This is a genomic window from Methylophilus sp. (assembly GCF_008015755.1).
In the GTDB taxonomy this organism is placed as follows: Bacteria; Pseudomonadota; Gammaproteobacteria; order Burkholderiales; family Methylophilaceae; genus Methylophilus.
The window spans coordinates 1-17,924 of record NZ_SSGF01000011.1 but is presented as its reverse complement, the minus strand read 5'-3'; the positions used below and the strand labels follow the sequence as shown (position 1 = coordinate 17,924).

The following is a 17,924-nucleotide window of genomic DNA, read 5'->3' as shown; positions in this document are numbered from 1 at the left end:
TTTTTTCTTTGTATCCGCAATAGTTGAATAGCGTTTAATAAATTCAAGCGATGCACCTATTTCATCATTACTCAACTCTTAAATATTGAATTATGTCCCTAAAATCTAATATGATATAGTTAAATTATTCAATGTAATCAATAGGTTATTCCATTTCTAAAGGTGCTGTAGTAGACTAAATAAAATTTATTTTTCTATCCACACATGACTCCAGCAGCAACACTAATTCTCACCTTTAGAAAGTTAAGGCGTTTCCAACAAAAAAAAGCAGCTTACTTACTTGATGTTCTTCAGGGATATTTAAGTGGTATTGAAAATGGCGCAAGAAATGTGCAATGGGATAAATTTAAAGTCCAAATTATCTCAGGCTATAAGCTGAATGATGCAGAGACTGATACTTTGAATGAAGCGATCAAATATTCAAATCATAAAATCATCTTGTCACTAAAAATGTCCGAATCTAAATTTCGGTTGGCTCATAATTTCTTCAACAGGTTAGAAAGTATGAATCAACGCGACATGGATATGATTAACTTGATCTTGTCATTAGCAGAGTTGGACCAAGATAAACTCTTTATCAATGCGCCCTCTCGTAGAGCTCTATTTACTATAGCCGCAAGAAGAAGAAATCATTGAATTGGCAACATCAATATTGAATGATTTTCACCGATACGTTCGTCAATTCTGAAGAGCTAAGGGGGTTTGTTATATTGCCTAATCATCTAATTTACATATAACTTACTCCCGCTTGCAGCCGTCTCGCAATACTTCAATTTCCTTATTAAACTTCCCAAACAATCTTGCTAACCAAAAAATATTCCAAATTTTGGTGAAATGTTTTTTCTGGAAAATGAGTGTCCCATGGGTCACAATCGCTGCATTGATCAACGGGGGAAACTAAATGGATTTCATTGAAAATAATATGTTCTTATCAAATTTGTTGGACTGTGAGGTTGGGCCAACAAACGCTGAGGTTTACTCTGCTTTCAGTATTTTTACTAACACCAGGCCATGGTTCGTATCCGAAATCATTGAGTCTAAAAATCATCGAGATAACTCCATAGTATTGGTTTCCAATGCGGATGCATTAAAGAGTCTTCAGGATGAGTGCTCATTCAAGTCCTTGTGGTGCGTTATTCCTGGAACCCTTTCCGACAGCGGCGAACTAGAGGTTCATGAACTAAGCGGAATTGAAAAATCAGAAATTGAATCTGATGGTGATGTTACGGCCATCTACAGGCTTAAATTAAAAAATGGAAAGCTGATTACATATGATCTTTCAGAAACCGAGTTACCGAGCGAGGTATTAGTTTTTGAACCATATCTGTTACACCCTGTTCAGGAAAGATCACATTAAAACGTGAGCTGGTCAAAATAATCTCACAAACTCCAAAAACCCAAAATTAATTAATCGGTTGCTTTTCATAGCAACCGCTTGGAGTTGTCATGTCAGAAAGAACAATCAACCTTGTGGACAAGGATAGGCTTGTAGCGTTTGTTAATTCATTGGAACGGAAGAGTTCCGAATTTCAATCAAGGTTTCATAAGCTTCTAACTAATCTCTGGAATCCAGAGCGTCCACTTAAATCTATCGCTACTGAAATTGATTTTGAGCTTCTAAAGGTCGCTTTTCCTCAGTTCAAGGAAGTTATTAGCTATTTCGAGCGACAGGTGTTCGTCGCAAAAAAGCTCAATCGTCCATTTCATGTGCAGCCAGTATTGCTCATTGGCGACCCTGGACAAGGTAAAACATATTTTGCCAGTGTGTTAGCAAAGTTGCTCGACCTCCCATATTTTGAAATTTCATTAGCCACTGCTACTGCAAATTTTGCTATTTCCGGTTCAGATACCCAATGGGGAGAGGGTCGACCAGGATTCATCATCAATTCTATTGCTGAGTCTGAAGTTGCCAATCCATTTATCCTGATTGATGAATTGGATAAAGCCAGTGGAGGCAATCGATATAACCCCATCACTCCCTTTTACTCTCTGCTCGAACCACACTCTGCTCAAAAATTTAGAGATGAAGCTGTACCTCTAGATCTTGATGTTAGCAATGTGAATTGGATTGCAACTGCCAATGAAGAAATCAGGATTCACGCCCCCATTCTCTCGAGGTTTAAAAGGTTTGATATCAAACAGCCTACCCCCTTGGAAATGATTGGAGTGATCGACAGTGTCTACAAAATGCTCTATGAAAGCTCCGATTTTAAAGAGTTGATTTCTCCTGAGTTAAATATGGAGCTCAAGCCGTTTCTGGACGCACTCTCACCAAGAGAGGTTCGCTTAGCTCTGGATGAAGCCATCACAAGTGCTGTATTCAATAATCGTGCAGATTTGATTGCATCCGATCTCCCAAAAGCCACGAAAGGAGAACAACGTGTCGGATTCGACTAAATCAGAAAAGAAGTTTAATGCGAGTAACTATGCTAAGGATCTCACTGAGCACATGAAGGTTCTTGTGGCAGCCTCTAACTGTAGTTTCAGGCAGGGATGGGCACCTATTTTCGAGAGATTTATTTCCAAAGTCGGTCGATACCCAGTGTTGGTTTGTCTCGTGTCCGAAGACCATGAATTCATGGACATCGAAGTTGATATGGGCAAGACAACAAGAGCTCGTTATATCTACAAAGAAATTCTTATCGCCAAACATGAGTCGATGAGAACCTGTGCTCATTGCGGAGCTATGAAATTTGATACCTCAAACAAATTCTGCAAAGAGTGCAATGCAAATTCAGCCAAGTTGAAAATTACAGGCACGTGGCTGGATCGTTATTAGGAAATGGGCATGATTACAAATAGTTTTAATGAGCTAATTCAAAGCATTGGAAAGATCCCTTGTAATTACCAACCTCAAAGGAGTCTTAGTTTCTTTGAGGGTTGTATATGAATCCGCAAATCATCTATTTAGATAGATGAATATAAAAGGAGAAATTTATGGAAAAAGATAATTTAAACGACACCCTCGAAGCTTTATTGCCCAAAGAGCTCGATGACATCATCACTCAGAATCGACACTTCATGCAATTGGAATACGCGAGCGCAGAGGATTTAGCCAAAATGCATGCGGACATTCCTATTACAAATTTGAGGGGTGTTCTTACTCAGGCATTTGTCTATAAACGCATTGTTCCAAGCAAGAATGCTGAATATTTTTGTCTTGTTGGATTCAACAGCGATCTGGTGGCCTTCCACACCTCAGAAGTTGTTGCATACGATAACGTTAACAATGTGGCTTTGACCGCTTCCGGATCACATTACGTGGTTGAGAGCTTCGAGACTGGCGCACCAGACTTTAATTTACTACTCCATATTTGCTACATATTTCACCGAGATGGAATTGGTAACTATTTGGGAGTTACTTCAATTTTCTATTGAGTGCTTGTGTTTGAGATTGATCTAGATGAGTCAGCCTAGCTATGACAGTTTGTTAAGGAAGTTGCATGAGGATTTTGGTGAGCACATCCCCAAGAATCTTGATGACATCATTAGATTTAATAGAGACTTTTTACGCCTTGAGTTGGCCTCACCTGAGGACATGCTAACGCTTCAGATGCCATTAATTATTTGCAATCTCAAAGGCAAAATTGCAGGTGGCTTCATCTATAAAAGAAATTATCCAGTTTTCAATAAATGTACGTACTTTCTGATTGGCCGCCGGGTGGGAAGCTCCTTATCAAGTGCAGTACATACCTCACCGGTGATTGGATATGACAGGGATAACCAAGTGATACTGACTCAATCAGGATCTCACTATTTAATTAATGAATTCGTCGCACCAGACACTTTTCTTTTAATGAATTTTTGTAATCGCTTACATCTAGAGGGGCTAGGAAGCAACTACGGCGTTCCCAGTTTTGTTTTCCATGAATAACTCCAATTTCAAAACAATCTTTTTAGATACTGAATTCACGCAACCATTTAGGCCCAATCATGAGCCAAAATTAATCAGTATTGGTTTAATCAATAACGAGGGCGACAAGACTTTTTATGCCGAGGTCACTGACCACTACAGCATTGAAGAGTGCAGTGACTTTGTGCGAGAGGCTGTGTTGCCATTACTTAACGCGCCCAATCTGCCGGCTCAAGTGAACTACAACGCGGTCTACGCAAAAATGACATTTGCAGAATGCAGCGAGCATCTAAGAAAATGGATTGAGCACATCGCTGAGCCTGTTTTATGTTTTTCGGATGCGCCTAATTTCGATTGGCCGTTTGTACAAAATTTGTTTGATGAGCAATATTGGCCGGGATATCTTTTGAGACAACCGCAAAATTGCGTTCCAATCCAATGGGATGAACGTCTCAAATATAACATCATCGCTGATAAAGCTTATTTAAGTCGAGAATACCGGCGTCATCATGCATTAGATGATGCAAAGGTAATGCGTATTGCTACATTAGGGAGCTAATCTTGAAAATATTAGTTTTAAGTGACTTACACTTGGAGTTTGCTCCCTTTTATCCTTCATTAGATAAGGTGGACGTGGTTGTGCTGGCCGGAGACATCTGGACAGGGGCTCAAGCTATTCCATGGGCAAGAAATACTTGGCCAGATAGTCGAATTGTTTATATCGCTGGCAATCATGAGTTCTATAAGCGCGATCGGTTAAAGGTTCTCGGTGATTTGAGGTCATCTGCTGAACAGTATGGTGTGGATTTCCTGGAAAACGATGAAGTCATCATTGATGGTGTTCGCTTTCTTGGCTGCACCCTTTGGACAGACTTTCAGCTGTTTGGGGAGTCGAAATACCAAGATTCTTTACGAGAGGCCAATAACAGACTCAATGACTTTCGATTAATCATGCAGAACAATTCAAGGTTCACTGCTGAAGACTCGGAAGCGTTACATCATGAGTCCAAGGCCTGGCTCAAGGATAAGATCTTTGAGCAGCCATACAATGGGCAGACTGTTGTTGTCACGCACCACTGCCCCAGCTGGCACTCTGTTGCTCCAAGATTCCAAAATGTCCCACTGGCACCTTGCTTCGCATCGAGACTGGAGGATTTTTTTGGCGCTAGTACGCTTTGGATACATGGACACACTCATGACAGTTTTGATTATGTACTCAATCAAACAAGAGTGATCTGTAATCCCAGGGGATATGTTTTGGGAAGAAATGAAAATGAGGATTTCAATCCAAACTTTATTATCAGACTCGAAGATGAAAGATGCTACTAAGCGACCCAAAAGATTTAGGTATGGCTTCGCTAGGCCATAAGTCATCACAACCTTGCACGGTCCTTTAATGGCATATCCGAATGTCTCTCTAATAAGGCTTTTATATGCGTACGATTATTATTTATCTAGATACTGAATACACTGCTTTTAAATCTAATCTCAATGACATTCAGCTAATTAGCATTGGATTAGTTGACGAAACGGGCACCAAAACTTTTTACGCGGAACTGACTGAAGGTTACACACAATCCGATTGTTGCCAATACGTCATTGAAGAAGTTCTTCCATTGCTAGATGCATCTGAGCTATCAGTAGAATTAGATTACAGTGCCATCTATGCCCGGATGACGTTTGAACAAATCAGAGAGCATCTTAGTACATGGTTCAAGCAGTTTGATGGACCTATTGCGTTGCGTTCAGAGCGTCCAGACTTTAAGTTGCATTTTTTGAATCGAATATTTAATGAACATCTTTGGCCAGAAAATGTACTCCCTGGAATAACACACTGCATACCCATGGCTAGCCCTATGCAGTTATTGATATACTACAGGAGAGCAGAGGATATCTTTGATGAACAGAAGTTACGACGAGATCATGCACTTGATAATGCCAAAGTGATGCGACTAACGATTATTGGATAGCTCAGTACATTTAACCTATCACTTTGCTATTTGCAATATAAAATCCAGTTGCTTGGATGGGGTCTGATGTCACTTCGTCGCATTAAGTAAACCCTATAGCACTTGCAAGCCAGCTCGGAGCGGAGCTGGCTTTTTTCTTTCATACCGGTTTATCAGTACAACCTAGAATGTCACGACTTTAAAATATATCCGATCAAATATATTCATGTGTTTTATGTTGGATTCATAATAAAATATATTGGTTCGAGTATATTTTGTGAGATGTAATGAAAATCCAAATCAACACAATGGCAGAATTGGGCGAGGTAATTCGCGCAACACGAAAGGCTCACAAGATCCGGCTAGATGACTTAGCCGGCATGGCTGGAGTTGGTCCTGTTTTCGTTGGTGATGTTGAGTACGGCAAAGAAACAGCGCAGATAGGTCGAGTCATTAAGCTTATTAGTGAGCTTGGTCTAAAGTTTACTGTTGAGGTGCCAGAGTCGGCAGGGCCTTACTTGGAAAAGATTCGCCAAGAAAATGGCCTTACTCGCCCAAGTCTACGTAAAGCACGTAAGATCACAAGCAAAGATCTTCTCTAGGTGACGCTGCTGCCGGTTACCCAGCCCGACCGAGAAGCGCTTCGATGCGGCGTTCAGCCGGGATTAAGTGGCTAAAGCGAAAGTTTCGTCGTTTGCAACTATATTTGTTCAGATGGATTTACGAGGGAACCTGAATCCTCGGTATGCCCTGCACTGCTTAGCAACCCACGTCGAATCCGGGTCAACCCCAATGCAATATACGCATGAAAAGCTGGCGAGCCAAATTTCAAGCGCATTTGTATGACATGGTACAATTCAGCTATGTTTAAAAAAATTGTGATTTTCGGGGTAGGTTTAATTGGGGGCTCAGTGGCACTGGCGCTGAAAAAACAGCCCAACGCACCACAAATCACCGGCGTAGGCCGCTCTGACCAGAGTTTACAAGAAGCCTTGCAGCTGGGTTTGATTGATGCAGCAGAAACAGACGTAGCTAAAGCGTTACAATGCGCAGACCTGGTCTTGATTGCGACGCCAGTGGCACAAACGCCTGTGATTTTGCGTGCGATTTACCCCCACTTAAATGAGAGCACCATTATTACAGATGCGGGCAGTACAAAATCAGACGTCATGGCTTATGCAAAGGCTGAGCTCGGTGACAAAGTCAGCCAATTTATTGGTGGCCACCCTATTGCAGGCGCTGAAAAAAGTGGGCCAGCCGCTGCCATGGCCAATTTGTATCTCGGTAAAAATGTGATTTTGACTCCTGACACCGCAACGCAACCACGAGCAGTCGAGAAAGTGAAAGCGCTTTGGCAGCATTGTGGCGCCATCGTTTCCACCATGCACGCGCAGGAACACGACAGTGTGTTTGCCGCCGTGAGTCATCTGCCGCATTTATTGGCGTTTGCCCTGGTAGAGGACTTGGCCAAGCGCAATAACGCAGAACTCTTGTTCAAATTTGCTGCCAGCGGTTTTCGTGACTTTACGCGCATCGCCGGCAGCCACCCTGAAATGTGGCGGGACATCGCCTTAGCAAACAAAAATGCACTGTTAAGTGAGCTCAACAGTTACCAACAAGCCCTGAGCGAGATGACCAGCTTGCTTGAACAAGAGGATGGTCAGGCACTACACGCGCTGTTTAAGCACGCCAGCCGCGCCCGTAACGAGTGGGCCAAGTCTAAAATTCAATAATTACACACTGCTATGGAACAACTGCATTTACCCGCTGCACACGAGGCGCTAGGCGCGATCACCCTGCCAGGCTCAAAAAGTATCTCTAATCGCACGCTGTTGTTGGCAGCATTGTCTGATGGCGTCACAGTCATTCGAGACTTGCTCGCCTCAGATGACACCGCAAGAATGCTAGAGGCCTTAACGGCCCTAGGCGTCAAACTAGAAAACATCGGCGAAAACGCCTGGCAAGTCACAGGCTGTGGCGGCAACTTTCCAAACAAGCAGGTAGATTTGTTTTTAGGCAACGCCGGTACGGCGTTCAGGCCACTCACGGCGGCATTGGCTTTTTCTGGTGGTGACTATCACTTACACGGCATTGCGCGTATGCATGAGCGCCCAATCGGCGACTTAGTCGATGCATTAAAGCAAGCAGGTGCCCAGGTGGCCTACCTTGCCAACGAGGGCTACCCTCCTCTGCAAATCTCACCGGCCAAACTCGATGTCAACCACGCCATTCAGATCCGTGGTGATGTCTCTAGCCAGTTTTTAACAGCATTACTGATGGCACTGCCGTTAACCGGTCAGGCCGCGACGATTGAAGTCGTCGGCGAGCTGATTTCAAAACCCTATATCGAGATCACGCTCAACCTGATGCAACGCTTTGGCATCACCGTGCAACGTGATGGCTGGGCGCGTTTTCATGTTCCAACGGCGCGCTATCAATCGCCGGGTGAAATATATGTTGAAGGCGATGCTTCCAGTGCCTCTTATTTTATTGCCGCAGGTATTTTGGCCGGAGATGTCACCGTCAATGGCGTGGGTGAACACAGCATCCAGGGCGATATCCGCTTTGCAGAAGCCGCAAACTTGATGGGCGGCCGCATCAGCTATGGTGACAACCATGTGCGCGCCGAAAAAATCCTGTCATTAAAAGCAATTGATCTCGACTGCAACCATATTCCGGATGCTGCCATGACCTTAGGCGTGATGGCGATGTTTGCCCAAGGTGACACGGACCAAGCGCGCACCACCACTTTACGCAATATTGCCAGTTGGCGCGTCAAAGAAACCGACCGTATTGCCGCCATGGCAACCGAGCTACGTAAAGTGGGTGCCACTGTGGTTGAGGGGGCAGATTACATTCAAATCACACCGCCAGCCCGACTCACGCCCAATGCGGTCATAGACACCTATGATGATCATCGCATGGCCATGTGTTTTTCGCTGCTGAGCCTAGCTGGTGTGCCAATTACCATTAATGACCCCAAATGTGTGGGTAAAACCTTTCCGGACTACTTTAAGGTCTTTGCCAATATTGCGCGTTAGCGTTTTGGCTGTTTAATGCTATCTAATCAGGCCGCGTATGCCCACTCATGTTCGTCCGGCTCGGCAGGTATTGCGGCATGCGCATGCTGGTGGCGCTGCCAGGCGCGCTCGTGAAAGTAAAACACAACCGTGTTGCAGGCAGGCTCGACCAGCGCCATCAGGCCACCGACCAGCATGCTGCCCGTTAACAGGTAGGCAACGGTAAAAGCGACGCTAAAATGCAGCATGGCGAATGAGGCGGTTTTAATCATGGTGAGCTCCTTGCATAAGATGGCTCCATGTTACAAAAGCTCAAAACCAAAATCCAATTCATTGTTTTAAAGTATTTGATAAATAAATCTTATGACAAACACCTCTCTCCCACCCGTCATCGCCATTGACGGCCCTTCTGCTTCCGGCAAAGGCAGCGTCGCAGAACGCGTCGCCAAAAAGTTTGGCTTCCACTATCTGGACTCTGGTGCGCTTTACCGGCTGCTGGCTTATGCTGCCTATCAACAGCAGGTTGCCTGGTCAGACGCCAGCAAACTGGCAGACATTGCGGCCAAAATGGCCATCACATTTGAGCACGGTGAGGCTTATCTGAATGGCGAACAAGTCAGTGCCCATATTCGCACCGAGCAAATGGGTAAAGGCGCCTCTGAAGTAGCCGTGCACCCCGAAGTGCGCACCGCCTTGCTACAAACACAACGCAACTTCAGGCAAGCGCCTGGACTGGTGGGCGACGGGCGCGACATTGGCTCGGTGATTTTCCCGGATGCTGGTTTGAAAATCTTTTTGACCGCCGCAGTAGAAACCCGCGCCAAACGCCGCTATGACCAATTAATTAACCGTGGTGAAACGACCGATTACGCCTTGATACTGGCAGATTTGAAACAACGTGACCTGCGTGACAGCCAGCGTGCTGCGGCACCATTAAAACAACTCCCTGATGCCATTTTGCTGGATACCACCGACAAGAATATCGAACAAGCCGTGAACATCATTATCGAAGCCTTTAAAAAAGCGGGCCAATCAGCGTAAAAAACTGCATAAGTCATTGAACTCACTAATTTTTTTGTGTATAGTTTTGGATTCGGATTGCTCAAGTCATGCTTGAGCAATATTTTTTAACCTTTTCCATTGTGTTGCGCATCCGTGCAGCAATGGCTCGCTGAACGATGTCTGTCATTCATGCGAGTAAAAATTGGACAATTTTTTAATGGCTTCTATTTCTAATACATCCTCCTCCATGGAATCTTTTGCAGCCCTCTTCGAAGAAAGCCTGGCCCGCCAGGAAATGCGCGCAGGTGAAGTAATCACCGCCGAAGTAGTGTCTGTAGACAATGATTTCGTCATCGTGAACGCTGGCCTGAAATCCGAAAGCGTGATCAACGCTAGCGAATTTAAAAATGCGCAAGGCGAGCTGGAAGTTGCCGTTGGCGACTTCGTTAAAGTAGCGATTGAAAAACTGGAAGACGGTTTTGGTTCTACACAACTTTCTCGCGAAAAAGCGAAGAAAATGCAAGCATGGCTGGATCTGGAAGAAGCCATGAACGAAGGCCGCGTGGTCAAAGGTTTTGTAAGCAGCCGTGTTAAAGGCGGTCTGCGCGTTTCTGTCAGCGGCATCATGGCATTCCTGCCAGGTTCACTGGTAGATATTCGTCCTGTTAAAGACACCACACCTTACGAAAACAAAGAGTGGGACTTCAAAGTCATCAAACTGGATCGTAAGCGTAACAACATCGTGGTTTCACGCCGCGCAGTGATGGAAGACACCCTGGGTGCCGACCGTGAAGCACTGTTGGGCAGCCTGACCGAAGGTGCTGTGATCAAAGGTATCGTTAAAAACATCACTGACTACGGCGCGTTCGTGGATCTGGGCGGTATCGATGGTCTGTTGCACATCACTGATTTGGCATGGCGCCGTGTGAAGCACCCATCAGAAGTGCTGACCGTTGGTGAAGAAGTTGAAGCCAAGATCCTGAAGTTCGACCAAGAGAAAAACCGTGTTTCTCTGGGCATCAAACAGTTGGGCGACGACCCATGGGTGGCATTGAGCCGCCGTTACCCAGTAGGCACACGCCTGTTCGGTAAAGTATCTAACCTGACTGACTACGGCGCGTTTGTTGAAGTAGAACCAGGCATTGAAGGTTTGGTACACGTGTCTGAAATGGACTGGACTAACAAGAACATTCACCCAGGCAAAATCGCTCAATTGGGCGACGAAGTTGAAGTGATGATTCTGGAAATCGACGAAGACCGTCGTCGTCTGTCCTTGGGCATGAAACAGTGCAAACCAAACCCATGGGATGATTTCGCTGCAACGCACGCTAAAGGTGACAAAGTCGCTGGTCAAATCAAGTCTATCACTGACTTTGGCGTATTCATTGGCTTGCCAGGTGGCATCGATGGTTTGGTACACTTGTCTGACCTGTCATGGACTCAGTCTGGCGAAGAAGCGATCCGCAACTTCAAAAAAGGTGACGAGCTGCAAGCTGTTATCTTGGGCATTGACGTTGAGAAAGAGCGTATCTCTCTGGGCGTTAAGCAGTTGACTGAAGATCCTAGCGGCAACAGCGCTCCGATTGGTGACGACAAATCTGGCAAACCAAAAGCCAAGAAAGCAAAAGCTGACGACGTGATGATCGACGAAGCTTCTGCTGGCACAACCAACTTGGGTGCTTTGTTGAAAGCCAAGCTGGACAGCAAAAAATAAGAAGGCTTTAGATCATGACAAGATCTGAACTGATAGACCTGCTTGCCCAGCGCTTTCCGCAATTAGTGCTGAAAGATGCCGAGTTATCCGTCAAAACCATCCTGGATGCGATGACGGAAAACCTGGCGACGGGCGAGCGTATCGAGATACGCGGTTTTGGCAGCTTTAGCCTCAACTACCGCCCGCCTCGTTTGGGACGTAATCCGAAAACTGGTACAAAAGTACAAGTACCGGCCAAATACGTGCCACACTTTAAAGCGGGTAAAGAGCTGCGTGACCGCGTGGACGCTATCGAATCTTAATTTTTTGATTAAGTAGTAAGCAAAAACGGTATCTTCGGATACCGTTTTTTTTACCTACGATGAACGCTATTCATAGCGCATCGCCAACTGCTTGGGTAAAATAAAGCCTGACCTGAAAAGAGACCCCCTATGCTGGTTGAATTTGAATATTGGTGGCTATTGATTCTGCCGCTGTTTTTTACACTGGGCTGGATTGCAGCCCGTGTCGATATCAAGCAATTGATTGCTGAATCCACCTCACTGCCAGCCACCTATTTTAAAGGCCTCAATCTGCTAATTGCAGACCAGTACCACAAAGCAGTGGATGCCTTTAGCGAAGCGCTCTACCTGAACAAAGATTCGCTAGAACTGCATTTTGTGCTCGGCAGCCTGTTCCGCCGTACCGGTGAAACCGACCGCGCCATTCACCTACATATGAATTTGCTCGAAAACTACGAGCTGACCGAGCAACAATCCACCTCAATCAAGGTCGAGCTAGCACAGGATTACTTTAAAGCCGGTTTGTATGACCGCGCTGAAGAGATTTTTAAAACCTTGCGTCATACACGCTATGAACAAGCCGCGTTACGGCATTTGCTTGAAATCTACGTTAAAGAACGCGAATGGTCAGACGCGATTGAGATTGCCATTGAGTTAGAACGCTCTTCTGGGATTTCTTACCGCAAAGAGGTCGCGCAATATTATTGCGAACTGGCTGCCAATGCCATGATTCGCCAGGATTGGGCGCATGCCAAAACACAACTGGAACAAGCGCTGGACGCCAATAAAAACTGTGTGCGCGCTAACGTGTTGTTAGGTGATATCGCCGCGCAACAAGGTCATCATACAGAGGCCATCGCATTTTGGAAGCGCATTGAAATGCAGGCGCCGGAACACTTGGGGCTGGTGGCGCAAAAAATGCTCAAGAGCTACTCATTACTTTATGGTGAAAGCGATACTGAATCCAACAAAGTCAGCAAAGGCTTAAGCGAAGGCTTGAGCCAATTACACCAATACCTGGAAACCTATCAAATCAGCAGCATGATGTCCGTGCTTTATGAAGCGACGCTACAAGCAGAAGGTGCAGACAAAGCCGCCAAACTGGCACGCAATGAGTTGATACGTAAACCCAGCCTGAAATCGCTGGACCAGCTCTTGCAAGCGCGCGCCATGCTGGATGACGAACAACATGACCTGCAACTGATGCAACAGACCGTGCGCAACGCCATTGGTGACCGTGCCGCCTACTATTGTGATCAATGTGGTTTCCGCGCCAAGCAATACCACTGGCAATGCCCGGCCTGTAACGCCTGGGAATCACTGCCGCCTGAACCAACTGAAGCCACGATTAGAGATATCAAGCTACTCAAACGTAAGTAGCCTTATTAACCCAGAGCATTTAACTCCTTATGACTGATAGCAAAATTATTGTCGCCCTCGACTACGCAGATGCCACGTCGGCCACTGCCCTCGTTGACCGCCTGGATCCAACCCTGTGTAAACTCAAAGTCGGCAAAGAGCTCTTCACAGCCGCAGGCCCAGCTTTTGTCGAGTCGCTGGTCAAACGCGACTATGATGTCTTTTTGGATTTGAAATTTCACGACATTCCTAACACCGTTGCCAAAGCCTGTAAGGCCGCAGCAAATCTCGGTGTCTGGATGCTCAACGTGCATGCCAGCGGCGGTTTGCCCATGATGCAAGCAGCACGCGAAGGGCTGGACAAAGCCTTTGGCAACCAGGCCCCTTTACTTATTGCCGTTACCGTATTAACCAGCATGGATGAAGCCACCTTGCACAGCTTAGGCATTCAACGCTCTCTCAATGAGCACGTGTTAGCACTGGCCACCATGACGCAGCAAGCCGGTTTAAATGGCGTTGTCTGCTCAGCACAAGAAGCACGCATGCTTAAACTGGCGTTAGGTGCAGGCTTTTGCTTGGTAACGCCCGGTATCCGTCCACGTGACGCGAACCAAGACGACCAAACCAGAATCGTCACGCCAGAGGAGGCATTAAATCTGGGCGCACACTACTTGGTGATCGGCCGTCCGATTACACAAGCCGCCGATCCACTTGTTGCACTAAACACAATAATTAAAAATATTTAATACAAATTAACATTATTAAGCTGCGCGAGTCTTTGTACTCACGGTGAGTCAGTAAAATAAAAACAGGCCATTCAAGCCTGTTTTTATTTTTTGATCATACGGAGGAACTATGAAGCAAACACTACTCGCTTATTTACTGTTTTTCATGCTGTTACCAGCCGCGTATGCCGTTGTCGATATCAATACCGCCAGCCAAACAGAATTAGAAAGCCTGAATGGCATTGGCCCGGCGAAAGCTCAGGCTATTATTGAATATCGCAAAAAAAGCGGTGGCTTTAAATCTGTGGATGAATTGGATCAGGTACCGGGCATTGGTCAGGCTACATTAGCCAACCTGAAAAAAGATGTCAGCATTAGCGGTAAAAAGCTATCACCTGCAGAAACGATCAAAGCAGATAAAAAGAAATAGCAATATCGCCCTAAACCTTAAAAACAAAAAAGCACCCAATGGGTGCTTTTTATATTTGGCGGAGAGAGAGGGATTCGAACCCTCGATAGAGTTGCCCCTATGCCACCTTTCCAGGGTGGTGACTTAAACCGCTCATCCATCTCTCCGAAAGAAGGCGCGATTATAGCCCATAAAACTCGTTGCCGCCAAACAATTTAATCGATTTCTTGATGCCTGCTTTGGTCAAATTTGGTGTTAAAAATGCACTGTATAACACCACTTAGCACTCTTATAAATCATCAAAAAGTTATCTAAAAAGGCTTGCTTTTGTCAGCCTGAAGGTTTAATGTTTAGCACACAAACAGCGGCCAAAGCCTTGTAAAATAAGGTGTTAAGCCATGTTTATCGCGATAGTTAATTGCGGTTTGATGTAAGCGGTTTGGAGCGCAGTTCTGCTACAACATTAATAGAAAAAATACAGGAGTAACTATGAGTTTGGATCTTCTTAAGGCCATGGGCGTCAAAGTCCCATACAAAGCCAAGTATGACAACTTTATCGGTGGCAAATGGGTAGCGCCGGTTAAAGGTGAGTATTTTGATGTGATTTCACCCATTACCGGGAAGCCATATACACAGGCGTCGCGTTCTAGTGCTGAAGACGTCGAGCTGGCTTTGGATGCTGCGCATGCCGCGGCAGACAAATGGGGTAAAACCTCGGTCGTTGAACGTTCAAACTTGTTGTTGAAAATTGCAGACCGCATCGAGCAAAACCTTGAGCTGATAGCCACTGCCGAAACCGTTGATAACGGCAAACCAATCCGCGAAACGATGAATGCCGATATTCCTTTGGCCGCTGATCATTTCCGTTATTTTGCGGGTGCTTTGCGTGCGCAAGAAGGCAGCATCAGTGAGTTGGACGAACATACAGTGGCTTACCACTTCCATGAACCACTGGGCGTTGTTGGCCAGATTATTCCTTGGAATTTCCCTATTTTAATGGCGGCCTGGAAACTGGCACCAGCAGTTGCAGCAGGGAACGTGGTAGTGATGAAACCGGCTGAGTTTACGCCTATCAGCTTACTAATTTTAATGGAAGTGATTGCAGACCTGGTGCCACCAGGCGTGATCAACATCGTCAACGGATATGGCCGTGAAGTCGGCGCGCCACTGTCTACCAGCAAGCGTATCGCCAAAATCGCCTTTACCGGATCTACCGCCACTGGACGCTATATCGCGCAAGCCGCTGCCAGCAATCTGATTCCAGCCACGCTAGAATTGGGCGGTAAATCGCCTAACGTTTTCTTTGAAGACATCATGGATGCTGATGATGACTTTTTGGACAAAGCCGTTGAAGGTCTGGTATTGTTTGCCTTTAACCAGGGTGAAGTCTGTACCTGCCCTTCCCGCGCCTTGATTCAAGAATCCATTTACGACAAATTTATGGAGCGTGTGTTGCCACGCGTCGCAGCGATCAAGCAAGGCAACCCCCTGGACCCTAACACCATGATTGGTGCACAGGCCTCTCAAGACCAGGTCAACAAGATTCTGTCTTACATGGATATTGGTCGCCAGGAAGGCGCTCAGCAACTCTGTGGCGGTGAGCGTAACATTTTGGGTGGAGATTTGGCAGAAGGCTATTACATCAAGCCAACGCTGTTCAAAGGCCATAATAAAATGCGCATCTTCCAGGAAGAAATTTTTGGGCCAGTGTTGGCGGTGACCACATTTAAAGATGAAGCAGAAGCCTTGAGCATTGCAAACGACACGATCTTTGGTTTGGGCTCTGGCGTGTGGACCCGTGACGGCAGCCGCGCTTACCGTATGGGCCGTGGCATCAAGGCAGGCCGTGTCTGGACCAACTGTTACCACGCATACCCGGCACATGCTGCCTTTGGCGGTTACAAAGAGTCAGGGATTGGCCGCGAAACGCACAAAATGATGCTGGATCACTACCAGCAAACCAAAAACATGCTGGTCAGCTACAGCCCGAAAAAATTAGGATTCTTCTAATTTAAAGGGTCAAGCAAAACAAGCATGCAAGTTTGAAAAAAGGGGCGAATTTTTCGCTCCTTTTTTTATCTATAATGACAGTATGGCAACCATTAACAGGGGTGAGACAAATGACTGAACGGGTATCAGCAACACCAGCGGCCGTTGCATTGATTGAACAATTAACCGCACAACATGGCCCTATCGTTTTCTTCCAGTCTGGTGGCTGTTGCGAAGGGAGCGGCCCCATGTGTTTACCCGCTGCTGAGTTTCGACCTAGCCCGGCGGATGTCAAACTGGGCGAATTGCCTGGCGGCGCCGTTTTTTATATGAGTGACAGCCATTTTAGCTTTATGCACAGCACACATACCATCCTGGATGCCATGCCTGGCTCCAGCGGGTCTTTTTCTTTAGACGGTGGGAGTGGCATGGCCTTTATTACGCGTGGCCGTCTATATTCTGATGAGGAATTGACGCAGTTGCAGCCAGAGCAACGCATAGGCTTGCAATAAATAAAAAAGGCATCCAAGGATGCCTTTTTTGAGACGACCACACAACATTAGAATCCCAGACTTTCCAGCAGGTCATCTACTTGTTCTTGGTTGGCGACCACATCTACCGTGTTGTGCGGATCAATTTGTGGCCCATTCAACAAGGAGTCCTCATCTTTTTTCACCTGTGGCGCAAAGTCGACCAGCACTTGCACCAGTTGTCTTTCAAGATCCTGTGCCAGAGTGGTGACCTTTTTAATCACTTGCCCGGTTAAGTCCTGAAAGTCCTGCGCCATCATGATGTCCATCAATAGCGACTTTGTCGTCGTGGTATGTTCATTGGCCATGGCTAAGTAAGCGAAGGTTTCCTGCACCACAGCATCGTATTCCGACTTTAACGAGGCACGCTGCATCACTTCTTCCCAACGCTGCTTTAATGCTGCTGCGCGGTCTGCCAATTCAGACTGCAGCGGTGTGGCTTGGTCTGTCGCATTCAATACCCGCTCAGCGGCCTGTTCCGTCATTTTAGCGACATAGCTCAAGCGATCACGCGCATCAGGAATTTCCTGTGCGACTTGCTCCAGCACCTTGTCATAGCCCAACCCACTCAAGCTGTCATGCAGCGAGCGTGTCATGTGACCAATCCGGCTGATCATTTCTTCTTGTTGATTTCCATTCAGGTCCTGCATGATGGTAGCAGCAATGTCCACCACAATATTGTCCTGATTCGGATTGACAGCTTCGGTCATGGTTACACCTCGCCTTTTTCCAATTTTTCAAAGATTTTTGATAATTTCTCTTCTAGGGTTGCTGCCGTAAATGGTTTCACCACATAACCATTTGCTTTGGCTTGCGCTGCCGCGATGATGTTTTCTTTCTTAGCCTCAGCCGTGACCATCAATACTGGCAGCTTGGATAATTTGTTGTCTGCGCGGATATTCTGCAACATGGTTAAACCATCCATGTTCGGCATATTCCAGTCAGATACCACAAACTCAAAATCACCATTACGCAGTTTATTCAATGCATCAGCGCCATCTTCGGCCTCTTCCACATTGTTATAACCCAACTCCTTGAGCAGGTTACGTACGATTCTACGCATGGTGGAAAAGTCGTCCACTACCAGAAATTT

The 17,924-nt window shown here is 46.1% G+C and carries 22 protein-coding genes, 1 tRNA gene, 1 other RNA gene and 1 pseudogene; 20 read left to right on the top strand and 5 right to left on the bottom strand.

Annotated features, from left to right (window positions below; all coding sequences use genetic code 11):
• Window positions 1–204: 204 nt before the first annotated feature.
• From E6Q52_RS05115 to E6Q52_RS13145, 10 genes and pseudogenes are all read left to right on the top strand, one after another.
• Window positions 205–636, top strand: a complete 432-nt coding sequence (locus E6Q52_RS05115; protein WP_292819282.1) for a hypothetical protein — start codon at window positions 205–207, stop codon at window positions 634–636.
• Window positions 637–901: 265 nt separating this feature from the next.
• Entirely contained in the window at window positions 902–1,357 is a 456-nt protein-coding gene (locus tag E6Q52_RS05110; RefSeq protein WP_292819279.1) for a hypothetical protein, read from the top strand.
• A gap of 89 nt (window positions 1,358–1,446) precedes the next feature.
• A complete protein-coding gene (locus E6Q52_RS05105) occupies window positions 1,447–2,397 on the top strand; it encodes an AAA family ATPase (protein ID WP_292819276.1) in 951 nt (316 codons plus the stop codon).
• On the top strand, window positions 2,381–2,779 hold the full coding sequence (locus E6Q52_RS05100) for a hypothetical protein (protein WP_292819273.1): 399 nt from the start codon (window positions 2,381–2,383) through the stop codon (window positions 2,777–2,779). The genes E6Q52_RS05105 and E6Q52_RS05100 overlap by 17 nt, the downstream gene beginning before the upstream one ends.
• A gap of 158 nt (window positions 2,780–2,937) precedes the next feature.
• Window positions 2,938–3,378 carry a hypothetical protein gene (locus tag E6Q52_RS05095; protein ID WP_292819270.1) on the top strand — a complete coding sequence of 147 codons (441 nt, stop codon included), beginning with the start codon at window positions 2,938–2,940 and terminating at the stop codon, window positions 3,376–3,378.
• Between the two features lie 25 nt (window positions 3,379–3,403).
• Window positions 3,404–3,874: a hypothetical protein gene (locus tag E6Q52_RS05090; protein WP_292819268.1), complete on the top strand. Its 471-nt coding sequence runs from the start codon at window positions 3,404–3,406 to the stop codon at window positions 3,872–3,874.
• Window positions 3,867–4,412: a 3'-5' exoribonuclease gene (locus E6Q52_RS05085; RefSeq protein WP_292819266.1), complete on the top strand. Its 546-nt coding sequence runs from the start codon at window positions 3,867–3,869 to the stop codon at window positions 4,410–4,412. Before E6Q52_RS05090 ends, E6Q52_RS05085 begins: the two co-directional genes overlap by 8 nt.
• Window positions 4,413–4,414: 2 nt before the next feature.
• Window positions 4,415–5,182: a metallophosphoesterase gene (locus E6Q52_RS05080; protein WP_292819264.1), complete on the top strand. Its 768-nt coding sequence runs from the start codon at window positions 4,415–4,417 to the stop codon at window positions 5,180–5,182.
• 104 nt (window positions 5,183–5,286) lie between these two features.
• Complete coding sequence (locus E6Q52_RS05075) at window positions 5,287–5,823, top strand: hypothetical protein (RefSeq protein WP_292819262.1); 537 nt, start codon at window positions 5,287–5,289, stop codon at window positions 5,821–5,823.
• A gap of 266 nt (window positions 5,824–6,089) precedes the next feature.
• Window positions 6,090–6,227 (top strand): annotated as a pseudogene (locus E6Q52_RS13145) (hypothetical protein); the annotation flags it as partial.
• Here the strand turns inward: E6Q52_RS13145 and ssrA are convergent.
• Window positions 6,185–6,593, bottom strand: a transfer-messenger RNA (tmRNA) gene (gene ssrA, locus E6Q52_RS05070). The pseudogene E6Q52_RS13145 and the gene ssrA sit on opposite strands and share 43 nt — an antisense overlap.
• Window positions 6,594–6,665: 72 nt before the next feature.
• Here ssrA and E6Q52_RS05065 point away from each other — a divergent pair.
• Window positions 6,666–7,535, top strand: coding sequence for a prephenate dehydrogenase/arogenate dehydrogenase family protein (locus tag E6Q52_RS05065; protein WP_292819258.1), 870 nt, complete (start codon window positions 6,666–6,668; stop codon window positions 7,533–7,535).
• Window positions 7,536–7,547: 12 nt separating this feature from the next.
• Window positions 7,548–8,843 carry a 3-phosphoshikimate 1-carboxyvinyltransferase gene (aroA, locus tag E6Q52_RS05060; protein WP_292819256.1) on the top strand — a complete coding sequence of 432 codons (1,296 nt, stop codon included), beginning with the start codon at window positions 7,548–7,550 and terminating at the stop codon, window positions 8,841–8,843.
• Between the two features lie 26 nt (window positions 8,844–8,869).
• On the opposite strand, the gene E6Q52_RS05055 is transcribed toward aroA, so the two are convergent.
• The gene (locus E6Q52_RS05055) at window positions 8,870–9,094 is read right to left on the bottom strand and encodes a DUF2061 domain-containing protein (protein WP_292819253.1); all 225 of its coding nucleotides are present in this window, start codon (window positions 9,092–9,094) and stop codon (window positions 8,870–8,872) included.
• A 91-nt stretch (window positions 9,095–9,185) separates the two neighbouring features.
• Here E6Q52_RS05055 and cmk point away from each other — a divergent pair, with 91 nt between their 5' ends.
• From cmk to E6Q52_RS05025, 6 genes are all read left to right on the top strand, one after another.
• Window positions 9,186–9,863, top strand: a complete 678-nt coding sequence (cmk, locus tag E6Q52_RS05050) for a (d)CMP kinase (RefSeq protein WP_292819250.1) — start codon at window positions 9,186–9,188, stop codon at window positions 9,861–9,863.
• A 178-nt stretch (window positions 9,864–10,041) separates the two neighbouring features.
• Window positions 10,042–11,538, top strand: coding sequence for a 30S ribosomal protein S1 (gene rpsA / locus E6Q52_RS05045; protein ID WP_189524798.1), 1,497 nt, complete (start codon window positions 10,042–10,044; stop codon window positions 11,536–11,538).
• A gap of 14 nt (window positions 11,539–11,552) precedes the next feature.
• A complete protein-coding gene (locus E6Q52_RS05040; RefSeq protein ID WP_018985241.1) occupies window positions 11,553–11,840 on the top strand; it encodes an integration host factor subunit beta in 288 nt (95 codons plus the stop codon).
• A gap of 129 nt (window positions 11,841–11,969) precedes the next feature.
• On the top strand, window positions 11,970–13,199 hold the full coding sequence (gene lapB / locus E6Q52_RS05035; RefSeq protein ID WP_292819245.1) for a lipopolysaccharide assembly protein LapB: 1,230 nt from the start codon (window positions 11,970–11,972) through the stop codon (window positions 13,197–13,199).
• 29 nt (window positions 13,200–13,228) lie between these two features.
• Window positions 13,229–13,924 (top strand): orotidine-5'-phosphate decarboxylase, encoded by a 696-nt coding sequence (gene pyrF, locus E6Q52_RS05030; RefSeq protein WP_292819243.1) that lies wholly within the window; start codon window positions 13,229–13,231, stop codon window positions 13,922–13,924.
• Between the two features lie 109 nt (window positions 13,925–14,033).
• Window positions 14,034–14,333: a ComEA family DNA-binding protein gene (locus tag E6Q52_RS05025; protein ID WP_292819240.1), complete on the top strand. Its 300-nt coding sequence runs from the start codon at window positions 14,034–14,036 to the stop codon at window positions 14,331–14,333.
• A 56-nt stretch (window positions 14,334–14,389) separates the two neighbouring features.
• On the opposite strand, the gene E6Q52_RS05020 is transcribed toward E6Q52_RS05025, so the two are convergent.
• Window positions 14,390–14,479: transfer RNA gene (locus tag E6Q52_RS05020), tRNA-Ser, on the bottom strand.
• A 322-nt stretch (window positions 14,480–14,801) separates the two neighbouring features.
• Here E6Q52_RS05020 and E6Q52_RS05015 point away from each other — a divergent pair.
• Both E6Q52_RS05015 and E6Q52_RS05010 read left to right on the top strand, forming a co-directional pair.
• Window positions 14,802–16,322 carry an aldehyde dehydrogenase family protein gene (locus tag E6Q52_RS05015; RefSeq protein WP_292819237.1) on the top strand — a complete coding sequence of 507 codons (1,521 nt, stop codon included), beginning with the start codon at window positions 14,802–14,804 and terminating at the stop codon, window positions 16,320–16,322.
• Between the two features lie 110 nt (window positions 16,323–16,432).
• Entirely contained in the window at window positions 16,433–16,813 is a 381-nt protein-coding gene (locus E6Q52_RS05010; RefSeq protein ID WP_292819234.1) for a DUF779 domain-containing protein, read from the top strand.
• Window positions 16,814–16,860: 47 nt separating this feature from the next.
• On the opposite strand, the gene cheZ is transcribed toward E6Q52_RS05010, so the two are convergent.
• Window positions 16,861–17,541 (bottom strand): protein phosphatase CheZ, encoded by a 681-nt coding sequence (gene cheZ / locus E6Q52_RS05005; protein ID WP_292819231.1) that lies wholly within the window; start codon window positions 17,539–17,541, stop codon window positions 16,861–16,863.
• Between the two features lie 2 nt (window positions 17,542–17,543).
• A partial coding sequence (gene cheY, locus E6Q52_RS05000; RefSeq protein WP_292819229.1) for a chemotaxis response regulator CheY occupies window positions 17,544–17,924 on the bottom strand: 381 nt, incomplete at its 5' end.